This is a genomic window from Streptomyces turgidiscabies Car8, assembly GCF_000331005.1.
GTDB lineage: Bacteria > Actinomycetota > Actinomycetes > Streptomycetales > Streptomycetaceae > Streptomyces > Streptomyces turgidiscabies.
Genome location: NZ_AEJB01000451.1, coordinates 1 through 18001 on the forward strand (window position 1 = coordinate 1; position 18001 = coordinate 18001).

Sequence of the window (18001 nt, forward strand, 5' to 3'; positions counted from 1 at the left end):
CGACCGTTCACCCGACCGTTCCGGGGAACGCGTGAGCGAGCGCGTCGCCGAACGGCTGCTCAGCACCGTGAGGGAGGACCTCGGGCGGGCCGACTCGAAGGCGGCGGTGCTGCTGTCGGGGACGCTCGCGCTGCCCGCCTTCCTCATCGGCTGGCAGGGCGCCCCCGGCTGGCACGGACCCGCCGACGTGACGCTGATCCTGGCCGGCCTCCTCTGGGCGGTGTCGGTGACCGCGCTGGTCGGGGCGCTCATGCCCCGCACCGGCACGGTCCGGGAGGGGCCGGACGAGGTGACGTACTTCGGCGATCTGGTGGGCGCCCGCCGCGACCTCACGACGCTCGCCGCCCGGGTCGCGGAGGCGGGGCGCGATCCGGCGGGGTGGCTGCTCGTCCAGGCCGTCGACGTCAGCGCGATCCTCTCCGCCAAGTACCGGGCCATCCGCTGGGGCGTCGGCTCGCTCGCCCCCTCGGCGGCGCTGGCCCTGGCCTGGAGCATGACGGCGCGCTGAGGCCCGGTCGAGGGGGGGCGCTCGGGGGGCGCGCCGGGGACCGGAACTTCACCTATCACGACGTATCCGCGCGCACCACGCAACCGGCGCGCACCTAGTGACGACGATCCAGGAACACCGGAAAACGGGAAACAGGGGACGGCCGTGGGACGAGTCAACGGAGTACGAAGGACAAGAAGGGGGCGGGCGCGCCGCACCGCGCTCGCCGTGCTGGGCGCCGCCGCGGTGCTCATATCCCTGTCGGCGTCCCCGGGCCGGTACTCCGGGCGGGACGTCTTACCGGTGGCGGAGTCCGAACCGGCCTTCCCGGCGGTCAACTACGCGGTCGCCGTGGACGAGTCGGCCTCTCTCGCGGACGCGGACATGGCCGCCGAGAAGGCCGCCGCCGCACGGATCGCCCTGGGTGACGTGTCCTCGGAATCCCGGATCACCGTCTTCGGGTTCGCCGCCGCCGAGGGGGCGGGCCAGAGCGCGGTGGACCCGGTGTGCCCGCGCACCACGCTGGACGCGGCGGGCCGCGAGACGGCCGGCGCCTGCGTCGGGAAACTGCGCAAGCGGAAGAAGGGCGAGGGCACCGGCACCGACTTCCCGAGTGCGATCCGCCAGGGCGTCCACGAACTCACCACCGACACGGACTCCTCGGCACCCCGGGTGCTGTTCCTGCTCACCGACGGGATCATGGAGGTCGACGACAGCCCCCAGTACGGCGACCCGGCGCACCGGAAGGCCGAGGGCGAACGGCAGTTGACGCTGGAGCTGGCGAACGCCGCCGCCCAGGGCGTACAGATCTGGCCGCTCGGATTCGGGCCGAAGCCGGACCAGAAGCAGCTCGCCCGGATCGCGGCCGGCGGCTACCAGAAGGGCTGTGTCGCCCTGCCCTCCGCCAGGCCGAAGGCCGAGAAGGTCGAGGGGGCGAAGGACGTCGGGACGACGCTGGAGAAGATCTTCGCCGCCGCGCACTGCATGCGGCACGAGGCGGGCCCCACCGCCCAACGCCCGCCCGCGACAATGGAGATCGGCATCTCCCCGCTGGCGACCGTGGGCAGCATCGTCGTCGACAAGGGCGACCCCCAGGTGCGGATCACCTACACCGACCCGGCCGGCCACGAGGTACCCACCTCCGGCACCTACCGGAAGTCACGCTTCGAACTCGCGGGCGGCAACGGCACCGTGGAGGCGCTGAAGATCGTCGACCCGCTGCCCGGCGTGTGGAAGGTGCACGCCGAGGCGCCGGAAGGGCACCGCTCGCAGCCCGTCGCCGTCAGCGTGCTGTGGCAGGGCGAACTGCGCGGCGCCGTCACCATGGACCCGCCGTCCCCGCGCGCCGGCGACCAGGTCACCGTGACGATGCGGCTCCAGACCCGCGAGGGCTACCAGATCGAGGACCCGCGCGACTACGAGGGCCTGCGCGTCAGGAGCGAGCTGACCGGCGCCGGTTTCGACCCGCTCCCGCTGGCCCTCGCCGACAACGGCAAGGGCCAGGACGCGAACGCGAGCGACGGCTCGTTCACCGGCACCACCAGGATCCCGGCGTCCGCCGACGGGGCACTGAACGTGAGCGCCACGCTGACCGCCGCCGGCCTGAGCGCCGACACCCGCAGCGAGGGCGGCCTGGTCGCCCCCGGTGAGCTGCCCGTCACCACCGCCCTCGACCTGCCCGCCGCCTCCTCCCACCCCGGCGGCAAGGTCACGGGCACGCTGGCCGTCCACAACACGAGCGACGCCGCGCACACCCTGAGGCTGTCCGTCACCGACCTCAAGGCGGGTCTGCTCACGGTCAGCCCGGCCGAACTCACCCTGAAAGCAGGGGAGTCCGGGACCCGCGAGGTGACCGTCGAGATCGCCCCCGCCGACGTCTTCGGCGACCGTCTCACCGACGACGGACTGCTCCTCGCGGGCGATGTCACCGTCGTGGACACCACCGACGACGGCCGCCGCCTCGTCCGGACCCCGCTTTCGGTCGAGGTGAAGCCGAAGCCGGGGGTCTGGGAGGAGTTCTGGGACGACTGGTGGTGGGCGGTCCTGACCGGCGTCGTCCTGATCGCCCTGTCCGCCGCGGGGGTCCTCGCCCTGATCCGGCTGCGCCACACCCGCCGGGACCCGTACGGCCTGGTCCTGCGGCTGCTCGACGAGCACGGCGAGCCCCTGCCGGGCGAGCCGCACATCGCCGGACACGGACACAAGCAGTGGTACGAGTTCGGCGTCGCCGAGGCTCACATCAGCCCCCGCATCGAGCGCCGCGCACACGGCCCGTACGCCGTCCGGCGCAACCCCAACGGCGGCGCGGTGCTGCGCAGTCGGGGCGGCGGCCGGACCCCGCTGTCGGCCAACAGCCCGGCCCGGCTGACCGAGGGACTGAGCCTCGCCCTCGGCGAGGAGACCCGCAGCGCCCGCAACTCCCGCAACTCCCGCAACTGGACGGGCGGTTCGTCGTCGTCCGGTGTTCCCGCCGGTCCCCCGCACGGCACCGACCCCGACAGGCAGGGCGGCACGAGCGCCTACGACGACACGTACCTGTGACACCCGCACCACCACGCGCACCCGCCCCCACACGCACAACCACGCCCACCCACACGAACGTTTCGAGCACGACCACGCGGCCCGGCGGCCGTGAGCGGGGAGGAAACCCATGAAGATCTTCCAGCCGATGCTCTTCGTCGGCCTGGGCGGCACCGGCGGCCTGGTCGGCGCCGAGCTGGAGCGCAGACTGCGCGCCGAACTGTGCGGCCCCGACGGCTCGGCGCTCAGCCGGCTCAGCGGCAGCGCCCCCTACCAACTGCCCGACTGCCTCCAGTTCGTGTACGCGGACTACAGCGAGTCGGACCTGATGCGGCTGCCCCAGTTCAACGTCGACCCGTCACTGCGCGCCGCCTACTCCCGTACCTCACGGGCCACCCACGACCTGCTGCCGAACTTCGACAGCTCGCCCGAGGTCACCAAGATGCTCCGGGCCAGCATGCGCGCGGAGGTCGCCGACTGGCTGCCGCCGCGCACCGACGAACCGCGCGTCACCCCCCTCCACAACGGCGCCGGACAACTGCCCACCGTCGGACGCGCCGCCCTGTTCGCCACACTCCGGCACGGCCTCGCGCCCGTCCTCACCCCGCTGCTCCAGGCGATCGACTCGATGGCCAGAGCCGGCGGCGAACTGGCCGAGCTGGGCGGCGGAAAGGTCACCGGCTGCGATGTGTTCGTCGCCTTCTCGGTGGCCGGCGGGACCGGCGCCGGGATCTTCCTGGACTATCTGCACCTCATCAACCACGCCTTCCAGCTGCGCGGCTTCAACGGCGTGAAGATCTACCCGCTGGTCGTCATGCCGTCGTCGTTCTCCTCCGCCACCGGCGGCGGACGCGAGGCCGAACTCAACGCGGCCCGCGCCCTCGTGGACCTGTTCCGGCTGGTGGACGGGCAGAACGCGCCGACCGAGGGCGCCGAGATCGGCGACCTCGACCACACCGCCGGACTCGGTGTCCGCTACCCCGGCACCCAGCCGATCCGGCTGCGGACCGGCATCCTGCCCACCTCGTTCCTGTTCAGCCCGACCGCCGGCATCCGCCCCGACGACCTGCGCCGCTCCATCGTCTCCCTGGTGATGTCGCTGATCGGCACCGAACTGGGCGACACCCGCACCCGGGGCCGCAGCACGGGCGGCGACGACGACTTCCAGACCTTCGCCGCGAGCTTCATCAACCGGGGTGTCCACCGCAGCGCCCTCTCCCCCACCGGCATCGGCCGCCAGGGCGTCTCCACCAGCCTGGTCGCCTCGATGACCGTCCCCATGGACCAGCTCGCCGACCTGGTCGCCGGCCGGATGCTCCGGGAGGCGGTCACCGACCTCGTGGAACGGCCCCGGCCCGCGCTGCGCGAGAGCACGGTGCCGGTGATCCGCCAGCTGTTCGCCGACTCGCACCTCGAAGAGCTGTGGGAACGCAGGCAGTTGCCCGTCCTCGACCCCGACCCGCTGCCGCGCGGCAGCAAGGCCGTCGAGGCGGCGCTCGGCGAGCGGATCTCCGACATACAGCGGCTCCTCGCCGACCTGCGGTCCATCGCCGAACGCTCCGCCGCCGTGATGGCCGACCGGTTCTCGCCGCGCCCCGCCATCGACAAACTCCTGCTGAGCGTCGACCCCTTCCACGCCGACCGGGTCGTCCGGGGCATGCCGGAGAGCGACGACCCGATCGCCCGGCTGGGCTTCCTCGGCATGCTGGACAACCGCTCCCGCGCCCCGCAACGCCCCGCCGGCATGACCGACCAGCCGCCCAAGATCCCCCGCATCAAGGGCAGGCTGGCCGGCGTCTCACCGCCCCGCTGGGGCGACGACGACGTCCAGGCCGTGCTCCGGGAACAGGACGCCTGGTACCAGTGGCGCTGCCGGACCATCTGGCACGAGGCCTGGCGCGAACAGCAGCAGCACTGGCGGGCGCCCGCCGACACGGCCGGCGCCGACATCGCCCGGCTCGTGGGCGCCTTCCGCTCGCACAGCGACCAGGAACGCAAGGTCTCGCAGCAGAAGGGCCTCGAACTGTACGAGGACCGCACGGGTATCTCGTACCTGCTGCCGCCGCAGCGCACCCTCAACCACTTCTACGAGGACGTGGTGACCAGGCTGATCCGCCGCGAGGGACTGCGCGAGACGGAGGACGCGGCGGCGCTGCTGCTCAAACTGGTCTCCGGCGACACCTGGCGCGACGTCCACGGCATCAGCCGGCGCAGCCCCGACGACGCGGTGTCGATCGTGAAGGCACAACTGGAGGGCAGGATCACGCGGTTGTTCGCCGAGGGCGGCGAACGGCTGGAGGAACGCCCCCTGTTGCCGTCCATGAGCACCCTGCTGGCCGCCGCGGCCGGTGACTCGGACGCCACCGACCAGGTCAGCAAGGAGGCCCTCGACCTGTTCGGCCGCAAGCTGGCCGGACTGCTGCCGGTCGGCTTCACCCCGGAGGGCACCGGCCCCCTGCGGGTGCTGGTCACCTACCCGCGCGTGGAGGCCGTCGACGAGGTCGAGCAGTACCTCGGCAAGGCGCTCCGCCTCCCCTCCGACGCCCGGAACTCCGTCGAGTACCGGGGAGTCGAGAGCGACTCGGTCACGGTCGTCCTGTTCCGCAGCGAGATGAGCCTCACCCAGGTCCCCGAGGCCCGCAAGGTACTGCGCCAGTGGGCCAGGGCGAAGGACAACGAGCAGGCCCAGGACGTGCTGCGCTGGCGCCAGCGGGTCGGCTACCGGGACAGCTGGATGGTCAGCGGCGAGGAGGACCGCCGCGTCATCCTGCACCGCCTGCTGTGCTGCATGTGGAACGGCCAGGTCGACGTCGTCGACGGCGAGAGCACGTCCCCGGAACGCGTCCGGCTGCGCCTGCACCCCGAGGAGGGGCCCCAAGTCCCGGGCGTACGGCTGCGGTTGGGCGACTTCCCCGGCGGGGTGTCGAGCTGGGCGGAACTCCTGCGCTCCTACGAACGCTGGACCGTCCTCGACGACGAGCGCACGGTCGAGGACTACTGCCGCGAACTGATGGGCGCCCAGCCGACAGGCCTGACCAGAAGCGGCAGCGACCCGCACCCCCTGTTCGTCGAACTCGTCGAGAAGACCGCCCCGCGCCAGCTGGAGCTGCTCACTGAGCGCCGCGAACGGGACGGCGAACGCGTCGAGGGCTGGGTACGCCCCCTCTGGGAGTTCTGGGCGGAGACCCTCCCGGCCGCCCTGGACACCGAGTTCGGCGACCAGCGCGCGGTCCAGCCGACCCTGCGCACCCTCCTGGAACACGTCCGCGGCGGCACCCCGCCCCCGCCCCGGCGCCGACCCGACGAGGAGAACGACGACGACTGGGGTACGGCACGCCAGTCGTCCGACGCGGACGAGAACCGCCCCGACCTCGACCGGGACAACGATGACGACGACAGGTACGGGAGGAACGGCAAGGGGTACGGCGAACCGTACGGCGCCAAGTACCGCGACCCGGACGGGTACGGCGGCGCCGACGGACGTGGCGGCACCGACGGACGTAGCAGTACAGGTCGTCGTGGCGACGGGCGCGTCAACGGGTCCCCGCACGGCACCGAGCGCCCCTCCGCGCCCTGGGACCAGCCCGACGACGACCCCGACGAGCGCCGGTACGGCCGCCGGGACAACGACAGCTCCCCCTGGGACGGAGACGCCCAGTGAGCATGCCCATGGGCAACGGCCCCATTGTCGTCCCCCTCGACCTGCGCTCGGGAGCGGCGGCACTCGACACCCCCCAGGCACTCCGGGCCCGCGTCGCCCGCCGACTCGCCCAGGCCGGTCAACCGGAGCCCGACGACCCGCTGTTCCTGGTGACCGACACCCCGGCCGGGCTCACCGACCACCAGCGGCAGTACGAACTCCTCGCCGCCTACCGGGCCATGGGGGAGGTCAGGATCCTGGTCCTGCTGGTGGGCAGCGCGCCAGGTTCGTACGCCGGTGAGGACGAGGCGTTCCGGCCCGACCGGCGGCTCCTGCGCCCCGCCGTACTGCGCACCGACCGTACGGCCATCCTGTGGGCCGGTGACCTGTGCTCCTCGCGCACGGCACTGGAGCGGCCCGCGCCCGACGATCCGGACGCGCTGGCCGTCCTCGTCGACGTCCTGTCGGTCCCGGACGTCTTCCGGCGCGTCCTGAAGGACCTGGCGGCACTGCCCGACGCCGTCGCCGCACCCGGCGTACGTCTCCTGGAGCAGGACCTGCCCCCGGAGACACGCGACCGGGCCTGGCGCGACGCGCTCACCCGGTTCGCGGGCCACGACACCGACCACACGCCGCCGACGGCCATCGGGTCCGGCGCCGAACTCCCGGACCCGTTGAGGGCGTTGGCGACGGGGCGCGGCGGCCGTGACCAACGGCACCGGCAGCCGGACGGCGCGGCGGAGGACACCTACCGGGCCTGCGCGGACGCCCTCGACCACGCCGACGAGGCGCTGGCCGGCCTGCGCACCCTCCCCGGCCTGCTGCGCCCCTCACGCCGCACCGCCTTCGAGGCCGACCTCAACCAGGCCCGCCAGTCCCTCGACGCCTACCAGGACCTCGTCGGCAGGGCCCTGCGCAGCGGCACCGGCACGGCGACCTCGACGGCCGAGGCAGCGGCCCGCCTCACCGACCTGGGCCTGCGGGTGCCCACGGCGGAGGGCATGCGCGACCGGATCGGCGAGAGCCTGCGCGAATACGCCGAAAAACTCCTGTCCCAGGGCCTCGCCCTACGCTCGGTCGCCCACCGCTTCACCACCCTGGCCGGCCAGGTGGAACCAATCCCAGGCTCGACCCTGGCAAGAAAACTAACCGAGTTCGACACCACCCCGACTCCTCCAGGGGCACGAGGAACCGCGCGACCAGCCACAACGGACCCGCACCCGAGTTTTTCAGGGGCGCGGGGAACTGCGCGACCAGCCACAACGGACCCGCACCCGGGCTTTTCAGGGGCGCGGGGAACTGCGCGACCAGCCACGACGGACCCGCACCCGACACCCGACAGTTCCCCCGGTGCACCAGCCGCAGCCGCAGCCTTCACCGCCGCCCTCCTGGGCGCCCTCTGGCAACCCCCACTGCAAGCACTCGCCCTCCTCATCCCCCTCCTCTTCGTCACCACCGCGCTGCTCGGCGCATCCCGGCTGCGCGGCACCGACCGCACCGACCGCGCCGGCCGCCCCGTCCGCCCCGTCCGGTGGGCCGTGGGCCCACAGGTCGCGGCCGCCGGCGGCGCCCTGACCGGCGCGCTGCTCGCGTACGCGACCCACCCCGCACCCTGGCTCGGCACGTCCGGCCTGCTCCTCGGCCTCTGCGCGGCGGCGGAGACGGCCCGCCGTATCTGGCGTAAGGCGGCCGACGCCTGGGCCCCGGGCCACGCCACCGCCGCACTCCGCCGGACCCTCGCCGGCCTCGACGCCCTGCTGGCCCAGGGCGTCCGGGAACACTGGGCCGTCGAGGAGCGCCTGAACTGCGCGGACGCCGCCCGTTCCGTCGCCGGAGTGCTGCGGGCGACGGCAGCGGCGGCGGAGGCCGAGGCGGTACCCGAGCCCGAGCGGGCGACGGTCGGGGGCGGCAACGGCATGTACGGGACGTACGGCTCGGCGGCGGACGACTGGTTGTCGAGCACGCCGGACGCGTTCTCGGGGGCCGGCGACGGGACTGCCGACGGAGCCGACGAGAAGGGCGGCCACGACGACTGGATGAGCGCCTACGCCTGGCCGGACGCCCCGCCCTGGGACGACCCCGACGACGCCACTGACCCCGACGAGCCCCCCGTATCCCCGTCCGCCGCCCCCGCACCGCACCCCGCCCCGCCGGACTCGCCGCAGACGAACGGCGGTGCGGGGACGCCCCGTTGGCTGGACCGGGAGACCGGCGAGGGTGGGCCCGAGCTGGTCGCCACGCTCGCCGCCGACCTCACCGACGCCGCCCTGGAGGCGATGCGGTCCTACTGGGGCGCCGTGGAACGCGGCCAGGCCGGCACGCTCGCCGCGACCCGTATCGAGGGACGGGTCGCCGAACTCCTGTCGACGGCCCGCAGGCACCTCCGCCACAACGGGGTCCTGGCCCCGCCGCCGTTCGCCGCACCCCGCCGTACCCGCGCCACCTCGGCGAACCTGCTGGGCACCGACCCGCACGGGCTGGCCGAACTGGTCGGCGCGGAGACCGACCGGCAGGCCGTGGTCCAGCTGTCCTCGCCCGACCAGAGCACGCTGCTCAGCCGCGACCCGGCGGCGGCGGTCTGGATCAGGTTCGCGCCCCTGGCCGTACGCGACGAGGTCGAGAAGGCCTGGCGTACGAACGGTTCGGACCGGTCGCAGGAGGTGGAGTGGACATCGTCGGGACGGTACGCGGGCCTGCTCCGGCTCACCCCGCTGCGCCCCGGCGTGGTGGAGACCTTCCGCCCCCGCGACGACGGCGCCGACGACAGCGAGGGGTACGACGGCCCGTACGGCAGCCCGCACGACGGCTCGTACGACGGCTCGTACGACGGCTCCTACGACCGAGCGGACGGCGACCGATGGTGACCCGCACCGCCCACCCCGGGCCGGAGCGTCCGGCGGGCCCCGAGGGTCCCGCCGACGCGAAGCTCGGCTTCAGCACCCCCTCCGGCCGCCGCCGCGTCGCCCGGGTCCGCTTCGGACCCGAGTCCCGCCGCGATCCGCGACTCCCCCCGCTGATCCGCAACGCCCTGCTCGACGACCGGCGCCAGGGACAGCGCTGCGTACAGGTGCGGCTCTCCGCCGCCGACGCGACGACACCGGCCGCCCGCGCCCTCCTCGACACCGAGGCGGGCACCGCCCTGCGGCTCCACCGGCTGGTCGACGGCACCGAGTTCGCCCCGCTCTTCCCCCGGCTCATCGGCTACGAACTGGACACCGACGAGCCGTTCCTCCTCTACGACCCACCGCGCGGCGCCACCGCCGCGAGAACCCACGTCATGTCGTCGACCGACCAACGCGTCCTCACTCGCGACCTGATGCTCGCCCTGTGCCTGCTGGACGACCAGGGCCTCGTCCCGCGCGGCATCTCGCCCGCCACCGTGCTCTGGGACGGCGCCTCCCTCCAGCTCTGGGGACTCGAGGGAGTGGCCGACGCCGGCCGGCCGCGCACCGCATGGGGCCACGCCCCCTATTCCTCGCCCGAACAGCGGCGCGGCGAGGGCCACATCGACTCCCGGGACGCGGTGTGGAGTGCGGCCCAGGTCCTCTACCGCCTGGTGACCGGCCGTCCCGGCAACCCCGACGGGTCCCCCGCCGACCTGGCCGAACACCGGGTCCTCGACGAGACGTTGCGCGACGCCTTCGCCCCCCGGGCGACCGCCCGCCCGTCCCCCGCCCAGCTCCTCGACCTGCTGGCCCCCGGAACATCCCGCCGGGCCACCGTCCACCCGCCCCCCGACGGGACCCGCCAGGACCGGGAGGCGTTCGAACAGGCCCTGCGCGCCAAACGCCAGGCGCCCCTCGCGCCCCCGTCCGGCATCGGCCCCGCGAGCGGGCTGACCGAGAGCGAGGTGCTCTGCCCGTACTGCCTGGAGACCATCCAGCTCGACCTGAGCGCGCTGTACGTCACCGACAGCCGGATGCAGTACCAGCCCCTGAACCTGGCGGGCGTGGGCAAACTGCGCCGCCAGGACGTGATGCGGGGCGCCGTCCAGAAGTGCGCGGCGGACCCGGACTTCCCCGAGCACTTCATCCCCGTGCCGTATCTGACGTACGGCCGTCCGCTGACGGTCGCGATGGTCGGCCAGTCCTCCACCGGCAAGAGCCATCTGCTGACCCAGATGATCGCCGAGATCACCGACGGCGGCCTCGAACCCTTCGGTCTCTCCTGGCAGTCCGTCAACCCCGAGCAGCATGCCCGGTTCGTACGGGAACGGGTGCAGCCCCTGCGCAACGGCCGGGTCCTCGACCACACCACCGGCGTGGGCCTGGACGGCTTCGCCCGGTTCGTCGAGTCCCTCCTCATCACCGACGCCCACGGCCAGGTACGTCCCGTCGCCTTCTTCGACCTGGGCGGCGAGGATCTCGTACGCACGGACGCGGCCCTGCGGTTCCTGCTCGGGGTGGACGCCCTGGTCTTCGTCGTCGACCCGCTTCTGGCGCTCCCCGTACCGCAGTTGGACCACGCGAGGGAACGCGGGGGCGTGGAGGTGAACCGGGACGGCGACCTCGCCTTCGCGACCGTCCTGGACCGGCTCCCCAAGACGGGCCCCTACCTGGAGGTGGCGGCCACGATGGTGCTGGGCAAGGCTGACCTGCTGCGCTTCCAGTCCCCGGTCGACCGCTGGCTGGCCCGGGGGCCGCTCACCACCCTCGACCCCGCCGTGCTGCGCGAGGAGAGCCAGGACGTCCACGCGTTCCTGCGCCGCCACGCCGGCCAGGCCTGGCTGCGCCCCTTCGACGCGATCCGCCGGTGCACCCTGCACGTCGCGTCGGCCACCGGCGGCCAGGAGGACCAGGGCCGTTATCCGGCGGGCGCGGCCCCCCGGCGCGTACTGGAACCGCTGCTCTCCCTGCTGGCGATGCACGGCCTGATCGACGTCCCGGGCGGCCCCGACGCGTTCGCGAGGGGCGAGTCGGCGGCCTGGGAGGCGGTACCCGTGGAGGGCCCCGCCGAGGGGGAGTTGCGCGTACCGGGCGCGCGCGGAGCCGGAGGACCGGGGCGGCAACGCGACCGGCGGCGAGAGCGGGAGCAGGAACGGGAGCGGGGAGGAGAAGAGAAGTGAGCGAATTCAGCCAATTCGACCAAGCCAACCAATTCGGCGAATTCAGCCAGTTCCAGGAGACGTCCTCGATACTGTCGGCGTCCTCGGTGCATCAGATCGTCTTCCGGTGGGAGGGCAACCAGGGCCGTCAGGGCACCGGCATGAAGGCTGTCGCCCACTCCTGCCCGCCCGAGCGGGCCGAGCGACTGGGCCGCGAACTGGGCCCGTTGCTGTGGGTGTCCGGCCCGGGCGCGGCCCGTCCCAGCGTCGTGCGCACCCTGTCCCACGACGGCGAGGTCCTGCTCGTCCGGCGCTGGCCCACCACCGACCGTGCGGGCCGCCCCAGCACGGCCAGCCACGTCCTGACGGGCACCCCCGCCACCCTGAACATGCGCCGGTGTCTGGGCCTGGCGTACGGCGGCTGGAGCTCCCTGGAGTTCGCGGAACGGGCCACGGGCCCGAAGTCGGTGATCGACTGTGCGCACCTCGCCGACATCGCGTACGAGCGGCTGCCGAAGATGGAAGCCCGGCTGGAGAGCGTGCGGGGCGCGCTGATGATGGCGACGGCGGAGTGGCTGCGTGACCCCGCGCAACGGGTGTCACTGCTGGTGGGCGAGGAGAGGCCGACGGGCTGGCCGACCCAGGACGAGGCCTCGCTGGTCTACCTGGGCCTGTTCCTCCTCTTCGACGACTGGCCCGGCCACGACTGGACGTTCGCGACCTACGACACCGTCGACACCCACCCCCTGCGCCTGACGGCCGTCCCCCGCTGGGAACAGGACACCGGGGGCTCCGGTCCCCTGGCCAGGGTGATGGGCGGCAGGGCGGCGGAGGCCCGTTTCGAACACCGGGCGGCGTCCCGCCTGGTCGATCACCTCCTCGCCCATCGGGGGGCTCCCCCGGGCGTGCCCCAGCTGACAAAGGAGTTGCGCGGCGGCGCGACGATGGACTGGGAGCGGCGACGGGACCTGCTGCAGAGGATCCTGCGCACGGAACACCGGCCGGGCGCCCCCCGTACGGAAACGCCGAAGGCACGGCCGCCGCAGGAACGGCCATCACAGGAACCGCCGCCCACGGAACGGCGCCACGAGCGCGAGAAGCCCCAGCCGCAGCCCGACCCCGGGCCCGCACCCCAGCCCCCATCCACCTACCAGCTTCACCGACATCACCAACTCCATGACGACCTGCGCGGTGACGAGCGCGGGGGCCAGGTGGAACACCGCATCCTGATGGCGCAGTTGCAGAAGGCGCCCGACGACGTACTGCTCCACGAGCTGCTCCAGTCCGACGAACTCCCGCCGAGATCGGTGGAGTTGCTGCTGTCCGAACTGGGAAACCCCCAGCGCCGCGAGACCCGCCCCCGGCAGATGCAGCAGGACCTGTGCGCGCAGGTGCTCCGCAACCATCTCTACCTGACACCCCACGGACAGACCGGGGAGTCCATGTCGGGCACGGCCCTGGCAGACCGGGCGGCGCATCTCTTCTCCTGGGCCGTGGCCCCGCTGGCCCGCGAGGAGGAGTACCTGCACGACCTGCACGAGATGCTGTACACCATGGTCCGGGCTCCGCACCCCGTCTGGACCAACTGGCTCTCGCGGACGCTCGTTTCCCCGACGAACGGCGAGGTCCCCGACCTGCCGCCGAAGGTCTGGCAGCAGATCCTGCGCGACGTGCTGCTCCGCACGGCCGGATCACAGCCGACCGCTCTCCCGCCCCCGATCACCACCACGCCGCAGTCTCCGACTCCCCTCTCCGGCCTCGCCAAGCTGACGAGCGACGTGGGCTGTGTGATCGGGGCGTGTGTCACCACGATGATCGTCGTACTCATCGCGATCGTGGTGATCGCCATGTGAGGGAAGTCCCGATGCGAGGGAGGCACCCCTGCCGGGAGGTACGCTGACCGTCTTTTTTGAGACAGCAGCGGACGGGGAACACAACATGCCCAGCAGGAAACGCCTGATGGTGGCCGGTCTGACGATGGTCCTCATGGCCGGACTCGGCGCGTGCGGGGGCGGGAACGACGCCTCGCGGGGGGACTCCTCCGCCGGCGGGAACAACGGCAGCGGCAATGGCAGCGGCAAGTACGACAGCGCGCCGCAGCCCAGTCCGGAACCGACCACCGTCTCCGGTCTCCGTGGCACCGTCCGCCACATCACGCGCAAGACGGCCAAGGCCACACGCCCGCACCTGGTCAAGAAGTGCGCGCTCACCACCGAGAAGGTCAGGCACACGTCGCGTACGGGCACGGGCAGCAAGAAGAAGACGCGCACCTGGTACACCACCGAGAGCTCCCAGAAGTGCACGAAGGTGCGCAGCGGCACGGAGACGTACACGCGGGTCGTGCGGCAGGAACGCTGGTGCGTGAGCCTGGACGACGTGAACGGCGACAAGGCCAAGGACGCCGTCTGGTACCAGGTCACCCACGCGACCTACAACGAGGCCGCCGCCGCGGACCGGTTGGCCCCGCTGAAATTCGCCCCGAGGTCCACGGGCTGTTGACCGAAACCGGCCACCGTCGCCCGGCGCCCGGTGACGTCCGGTTCCCCCAATTAGACAGCGAGTCAAGTTACTCAACCGTAACCTTCCAACCGCTACCCGAGGTAACCGACCAGTAGGTACGTTCCTGGCGAACCAATCAGTAGGGAGAGGCGGCCTCTTGGCGTCTCCCGGTTCCTCATCGCTTCCTGCCCCACTTCACAGGAGGTTCGCCATGCCCGCACGCAGACGGCTCCTGGCCGCAGCGCTCACCGCTGCGACCTGCCTGGGCGCTCAGGTTCTCTCGTACACGACAGCCACGGCCTCGGACGCCTCCTCCTCCACGGAGAAGGTCGTGTCCGGGGGCGTGGAGATCCCGGCGTTCTACACGCCCCCGGCCACGCTCCCCGCCGCCGACGGCGCGGTGGTCCGCTCGGAACCACTCCCCCTGGCCATCTCCCTTCCCACCCTCGACGGCCCGCTGCCCGGCCGGGCGACCCGCCTGATGTACAAGTCCACGGACTCGAACGGCGCCCCGGTGGCGGTCACCGGCGCGTACATCGAACCGACGGCCGCCTGGAAGGGCGGCGGCGCCCGCCCGCTCGTAGCGGTGGCCCCCGGCACGATGGGCCAGGGCGACCAGTGCGCGGCGTCCATGGGCCTGGAGCACCCCCTGCTCCTCAACGGCCGTACGGTGTCCGTCGGTTACGAGGACGTGGCGATCTACCGCCTCCTCGCGACCGGCGCCGCCGTGGTCGTCACGGACTACGCGGGCCTGGGCGCGACCGACCGTCTCCACACGTACGTCAACCGGCTCGACGAGGCCCACGCGGTACTGGACGCGGTACGCGCCGCCCGCTCCCTCCCCGGCACCTCGGTCACGTCCGACTCCCGGGTGGGCCTGTTCGGCTACAGCCAGGGCGGCGGAGCGACAGCGGCGGCAGCGGAGCTCCAGCCTTCCTACGCCCCCGACATCACCCTCGCCGGCACCTACTCGGGTGCCCCACCGGCCGACCTGACGGCGGTCACGAAGGCGATCGACGGAAGCGAACTGGCGGGCGCGCTCGGCTGGTCCCTCAACGGCTTCCTCCAGTCGGACCCCACCCTGAGACCGCTGGCGGAGGCCCACCTGAACGCGGCGGGCAAGGCGGCCATGACCGACCTGTCGACGATGTGCGTGGGCGACGCCCTGCTGCACTACGGCTACGCGAAGAGCACCAAGTGGACGACGGACGGCGAGTCCCTCTCCGACATCATCGCGTCCACCCCGGCTCTCCAGACCTTCCTGAACAGCCAGCGCATCGGCACCCTGAAACCCTCGGGCCCGGTACGCGTCGCAACGGGCATCAGCGACAACCTGGTCCCGCACAAGCAGGCCCGCCGCCTCGCCAAGGACTGGTGCGCGAAGGGCGCGAACGTCACGTACGTGCCGGTGATCCTGCCGAGCGTGATCAGCCCCCTTCTGAACCACGTCACTCCCCTCCTCGCCGACCAGGGAAGCGCGGTCAACTGGCTGACAGACCGACTGTCGGGAAAGCCGGCCACCTCGAACTGCGGGGTGCTGCCGATCCTGCCGTGAGGCGGTGAGCACTCCGGTCAGCCGACCTCATCAGCCGACAGGACCAGACCGGGACCGGGACCGACCGCGACCCCGGTCCCGGTCCCGGTCCCGGTCGCGGAACCACGCAGCCGCCCCCACCAGCACCGCCACCCCAAGCCCGTACAGAGGCAGCCCCAGAGTCGTCGTGGCCGCCAGGCACCAGGCGACGGCCTGGCGGACCTGGGCCTCCTGCGCGTGCCCGGCATCGGGAACAGCCAGGACCGGCGCGTGGAAGGCGAGGATCACCGCGAGGAGCGTCACCCCGATGAACGTGGCGAACCACTGCCACGAACCCTGGGCGAGCGCGAACGTCAGCACCGCGGCGAGTCCGATGCCGATGACCCCGGGAGCGGGAATGTCCTCGCCTGCCGCGACGGACGCCGGCCTCGGTGTCACTCGCGGGCCGGGATCGGTCACGGCCTCTCCTGCCCGCACCTGTCGAGGACGGACGGGCGCTCCGCCGGTTACAGGGTGTGGTGCAGCCAGCGCTGCAGAACGTTGTTGACGTCCGCCGGCAGAGCGCTGAGCTGGTTGATGACGGCCCGGTCCTCGGGCATCGGGGGGATACCGGCGGCGGTGAGCGCCGCGTGCAGGGCAAGGCGACGCTGGTCATGCGGGGGGAGGGGGTAGTCGAGGCGGTGGGCGGGGTTGGGCGGCGGCAGGAAGTAGTCGATGTCGTCCCAGGACTGGGCCGGAGTGGGCCACGCGCTGTCACTGGGACACACGGCATAGGGATCGACGAACGCGCAGGAACTGAGGTTCTCGTTGCTCCAGGGGGTCATCTCTGTCTCCTTCACCGGCGAATTGCGGATACGGGTCCAGAGTCCCGCCGGTACCGCTCCGGTTGCGGCTGCGGCCGTACATCACGCTGACGGCTCCATCGGCGGCTCATCACCTCGTGTGAACAGCAGACGGCGGCCGACACGCCCCCACTTGTCGCTCATTCTGTTGCTCACTTTGTTGCTCACTTTGTTGCTCACTTTCGGGTGACGGATCGGCTCCGGCCGAGGTGGCGCGCCATGGCGGACAGAGGACACACCCCAAGGCCCGTAAGAGCGCGTGGCTTTCCAGGACGTCAACCGACCGCAGAGGTGACATAAATGGGCGTTGCATTCGAGAGTCACGGAAATGCGGTCAATAGGTAACACGGTGCAGTTTTCCTCCCCAACTCCTGCCCAGGGGGACAGAGTGCGGATGTGCGGCCAGCCGGCCGCCACCCGCACACCGCATCCACTCCCGCGGCGGCCACGAAGGCCGTCGGCGGGAGGGCGCCCGCACCTCGCAGGAGAATTCCTTGTCCGCTTCCTCTTCTGTCACTGCCCGTCGTCTCGCCGCCGCCGCGCTCGCGGCCGGCGCTCTGGTCGGGGCGGTGTCGCTGCCCGCGTCGGCTGCCGACCGCGGCGCACGCCCGGACCGCCCGAGCGTGGAGATCTCGGCGGTGCAGTACGCCTCCCCGGGACGTGAGGACCGTTCCCAGCGTTCCCTGAACAGGGAGTGGGTGGAACTCACCAACACCAAGCGCCACACCGTGAACCTCGACGGCTGGACCCTCCAGAACAAGGACGGTCGCACCTACACCTTCCACCACTACAGGCTGGAGGGCCGCTCCACCGTCCGCATCCACACCGGTGAGGGCCGCGACACCCGCACCGACCTCTTCCAGGACCGCCGCAACTACGTGTGGGACAACCACGCCGACACCGCCACCCTGCGCAACGACCACGGCCGCTTCATCGACGACAAGTCCTGGGGCCGCAACCACCACCACGGCGACAACCGCCACCACGACGACGACCGCCACCAGGGCGACAACCGTCACCACGGCGACAACCGCCGCTGACGCACCAAACCATTGACATGGTCCTCGCCTTGAAAGGCGAGGATTCTGGCCTTCTCTACCGGTTGCCGTGCCGCTACGCGGCGCGGTTTCCGGTGGGGAATCCGTGGCTTCCTGTTTCATCGCGCCGTGCCAGAACACGTTCTGGTCCTACCGGCGCTCCGCAGGCTGTAACCGCCAGTCCGGCGGCCGTCTTCACGTTGAGTGCGGCGTTGTGGTCCCGGTCGTGGACCGTGCCGCAGGCGGCACAGGTCCACTCCCGGACGTTGAGGCCGAACCTTCACCGTCACCGCAGCACAGTCCGGCTCCGCCGGAACGACACCGCGACACTCCGCGTCGCAAGCATCAGATTCGCTTCACCCCCGGGGTGAACCCCGGAGCACTGCGAATGAATCCCG

General features: G+C 72.3%; 11 protein-coding genes and 1 pseudogene. 9 read left to right on the plus strand and 3 right to left on the minus strand.

Going from position 1 to position 18001, the window contains the following annotated elements; translation table 11 throughout:
* The 8 genes from STRTUCAR8_RS32700 to STRTUCAR8_RS32735 all read left to right on the plus strand — a co-directional run.
* The coding region (locus tag STRTUCAR8_RS32700; RefSeq protein ID WP_006380495.1) for a Pycsar system effector family protein at positions 1–508 on the plus strand (508 nt) is incomplete at its 5' end.
* 144 nt (positions 509–652) lie between these two features.
* Positions 653–3028 carry a VWA domain-containing protein gene (locus STRTUCAR8_RS32705; protein WP_006380496.1) on the plus strand — a complete coding sequence of 792 codons (2376 nt, stop codon included), beginning with the start codon at positions 653–655 and terminating at the stop codon, positions 3026–3028.
* Between the two features lie 109 nt (positions 3029–3137).
* Positions 3138–6668 (plus strand): tubulin-like doman-containing protein, encoded by a 3531-nt coding sequence (locus tag STRTUCAR8_RS32710; RefSeq protein WP_006380498.1) that lies wholly within the window; start codon positions 3138–3140, stop codon positions 6666–6668.
* Between the two features lie 2 nt (positions 6669–6670).
* Positions 6671–9511, plus strand: a complete 2841-nt coding sequence (locus STRTUCAR8_RS32715; RefSeq protein ID WP_100247732.1) for a hypothetical protein — start codon at positions 6671–6673, stop codon at positions 9509–9511.
* Positions 9505–11712, plus strand: coding sequence for a serine/threonine-protein kinase (locus tag STRTUCAR8_RS32720; RefSeq protein WP_006380499.1), 2208 nt, complete (start codon positions 9505–9507; stop codon positions 11710–11712). Before STRTUCAR8_RS32715 ends, STRTUCAR8_RS32720 begins: the two co-directional genes overlap by 7 nt.
* Positions 11709–13544, plus strand: a complete 1836-nt coding sequence (locus tag STRTUCAR8_RS32725) for a hypothetical protein (RefSeq protein ID WP_006380501.1) — start codon at positions 11709–11711, stop codon at positions 13542–13544. The genes STRTUCAR8_RS32720 and STRTUCAR8_RS32725 overlap by 4 nt, the downstream gene beginning before the upstream one ends.
* Positions 13545–13629: 85 nt before the next feature.
* The gene (locus STRTUCAR8_RS32730; RefSeq protein WP_044473304.1) at positions 13630–14190 is read left to right on the plus strand and encodes a hypothetical protein; all 561 of its coding nucleotides are present in this window, start codon (positions 13630–13632) and stop codon (positions 14188–14190) included.
* 211 nt (positions 14191–14401) lie between these two features.
* Positions 14402–15745, plus strand: a complete 1344-nt coding sequence (locus STRTUCAR8_RS32735; RefSeq protein WP_006380490.1) for an alpha/beta fold hydrolase — start codon at positions 14402–14404, stop codon at positions 15743–15745.
* A 30-nt stretch (positions 15746–15775) separates the two neighbouring features.
* Here the strand turns inward: STRTUCAR8_RS32735 and STRTUCAR8_RS51405 are convergent, their stop codons facing one another.
* The gene (locus STRTUCAR8_RS51405; RefSeq protein WP_006380492.1) at positions 15776–16183 is read right to left on the minus strand and encodes a hypothetical protein; all 408 of its coding nucleotides are present in this window, start codon (positions 16181–16183) and stop codon (positions 15776–15778) included.
* Between the two features lie 47 nt (positions 16184–16230).
* Positions 16231–16548: a hypothetical protein gene (locus tag STRTUCAR8_RS32745; protein WP_006380500.1), complete on the minus strand. Its 318-nt coding sequence runs from the start codon at positions 16546–16548 to the stop codon at positions 16231–16233.
* Positions 16549–17060: 512 nt separating this feature from the next.
* On the opposite strand from STRTUCAR8_RS32745, the gene STRTUCAR8_RS32750 reads away from it, so the two are divergent.
* A complete protein-coding gene (locus STRTUCAR8_RS32750; RefSeq protein WP_006380497.1) occupies positions 17061–17606 on the plus strand; it encodes a lamin tail domain-containing protein in 546 nt (181 codons plus the stop codon).
* A gap of 73 nt (positions 17607–17679) precedes the next feature.
* Here the strand turns inward: STRTUCAR8_RS32750 and STRTUCAR8_RS50545 are convergent.
* Positions 17680–17865 (minus strand): annotated as a pseudogene (locus STRTUCAR8_RS50545) (zinc ribbon domain-containing protein); the annotation flags it as partial.
* Positions 17866–18001: the final 136 nt, after the last annotated feature.

Coding starts and splice junctions, on each gene's coding strand:
- STRTUCAR8_RS32710 (WP_006380498.1), top strand. CDS start 3,138: ATGAAGATCTTCCAGCCGATGCTCTTCGTCGGCCTGGGCGGCACCGGC.
- STRTUCAR8_RS32715 (WP_100247732.1), top strand. CDS start 6,671: ATGCCCATGGGCAACGGCCCCATTGTCGTCCCCCTCGACCTGCGCTCG.
- STRTUCAR8_RS32720 (WP_006380499.1), top strand. CDS start 9,505: ATGGTGACCCGCACCGCCCACCCCGGGCCGGAGCGTCCGGCGGGCCCC.
- STRTUCAR8_RS32730 (WP_044473304.1), top strand. CDS start 13,630: ATGCCCAGCAGGAAACGCCTGATGGTGGCCGGTCTGACGATGGTCCTC.
- STRTUCAR8_RS32735 (WP_006380490.1), top strand. CDS start 14,402: ATGCCCGCACGCAGACGGCTCCTGGCCGCAGCGCTCACCGCTGCGACC.
- STRTUCAR8_RS32745 (WP_006380500.1), bottom strand. CDS start 16,548: ATGACCCCCTGGAGCAACGAGAACCTCAGTTCCTGCGCGTTCGTCGAT.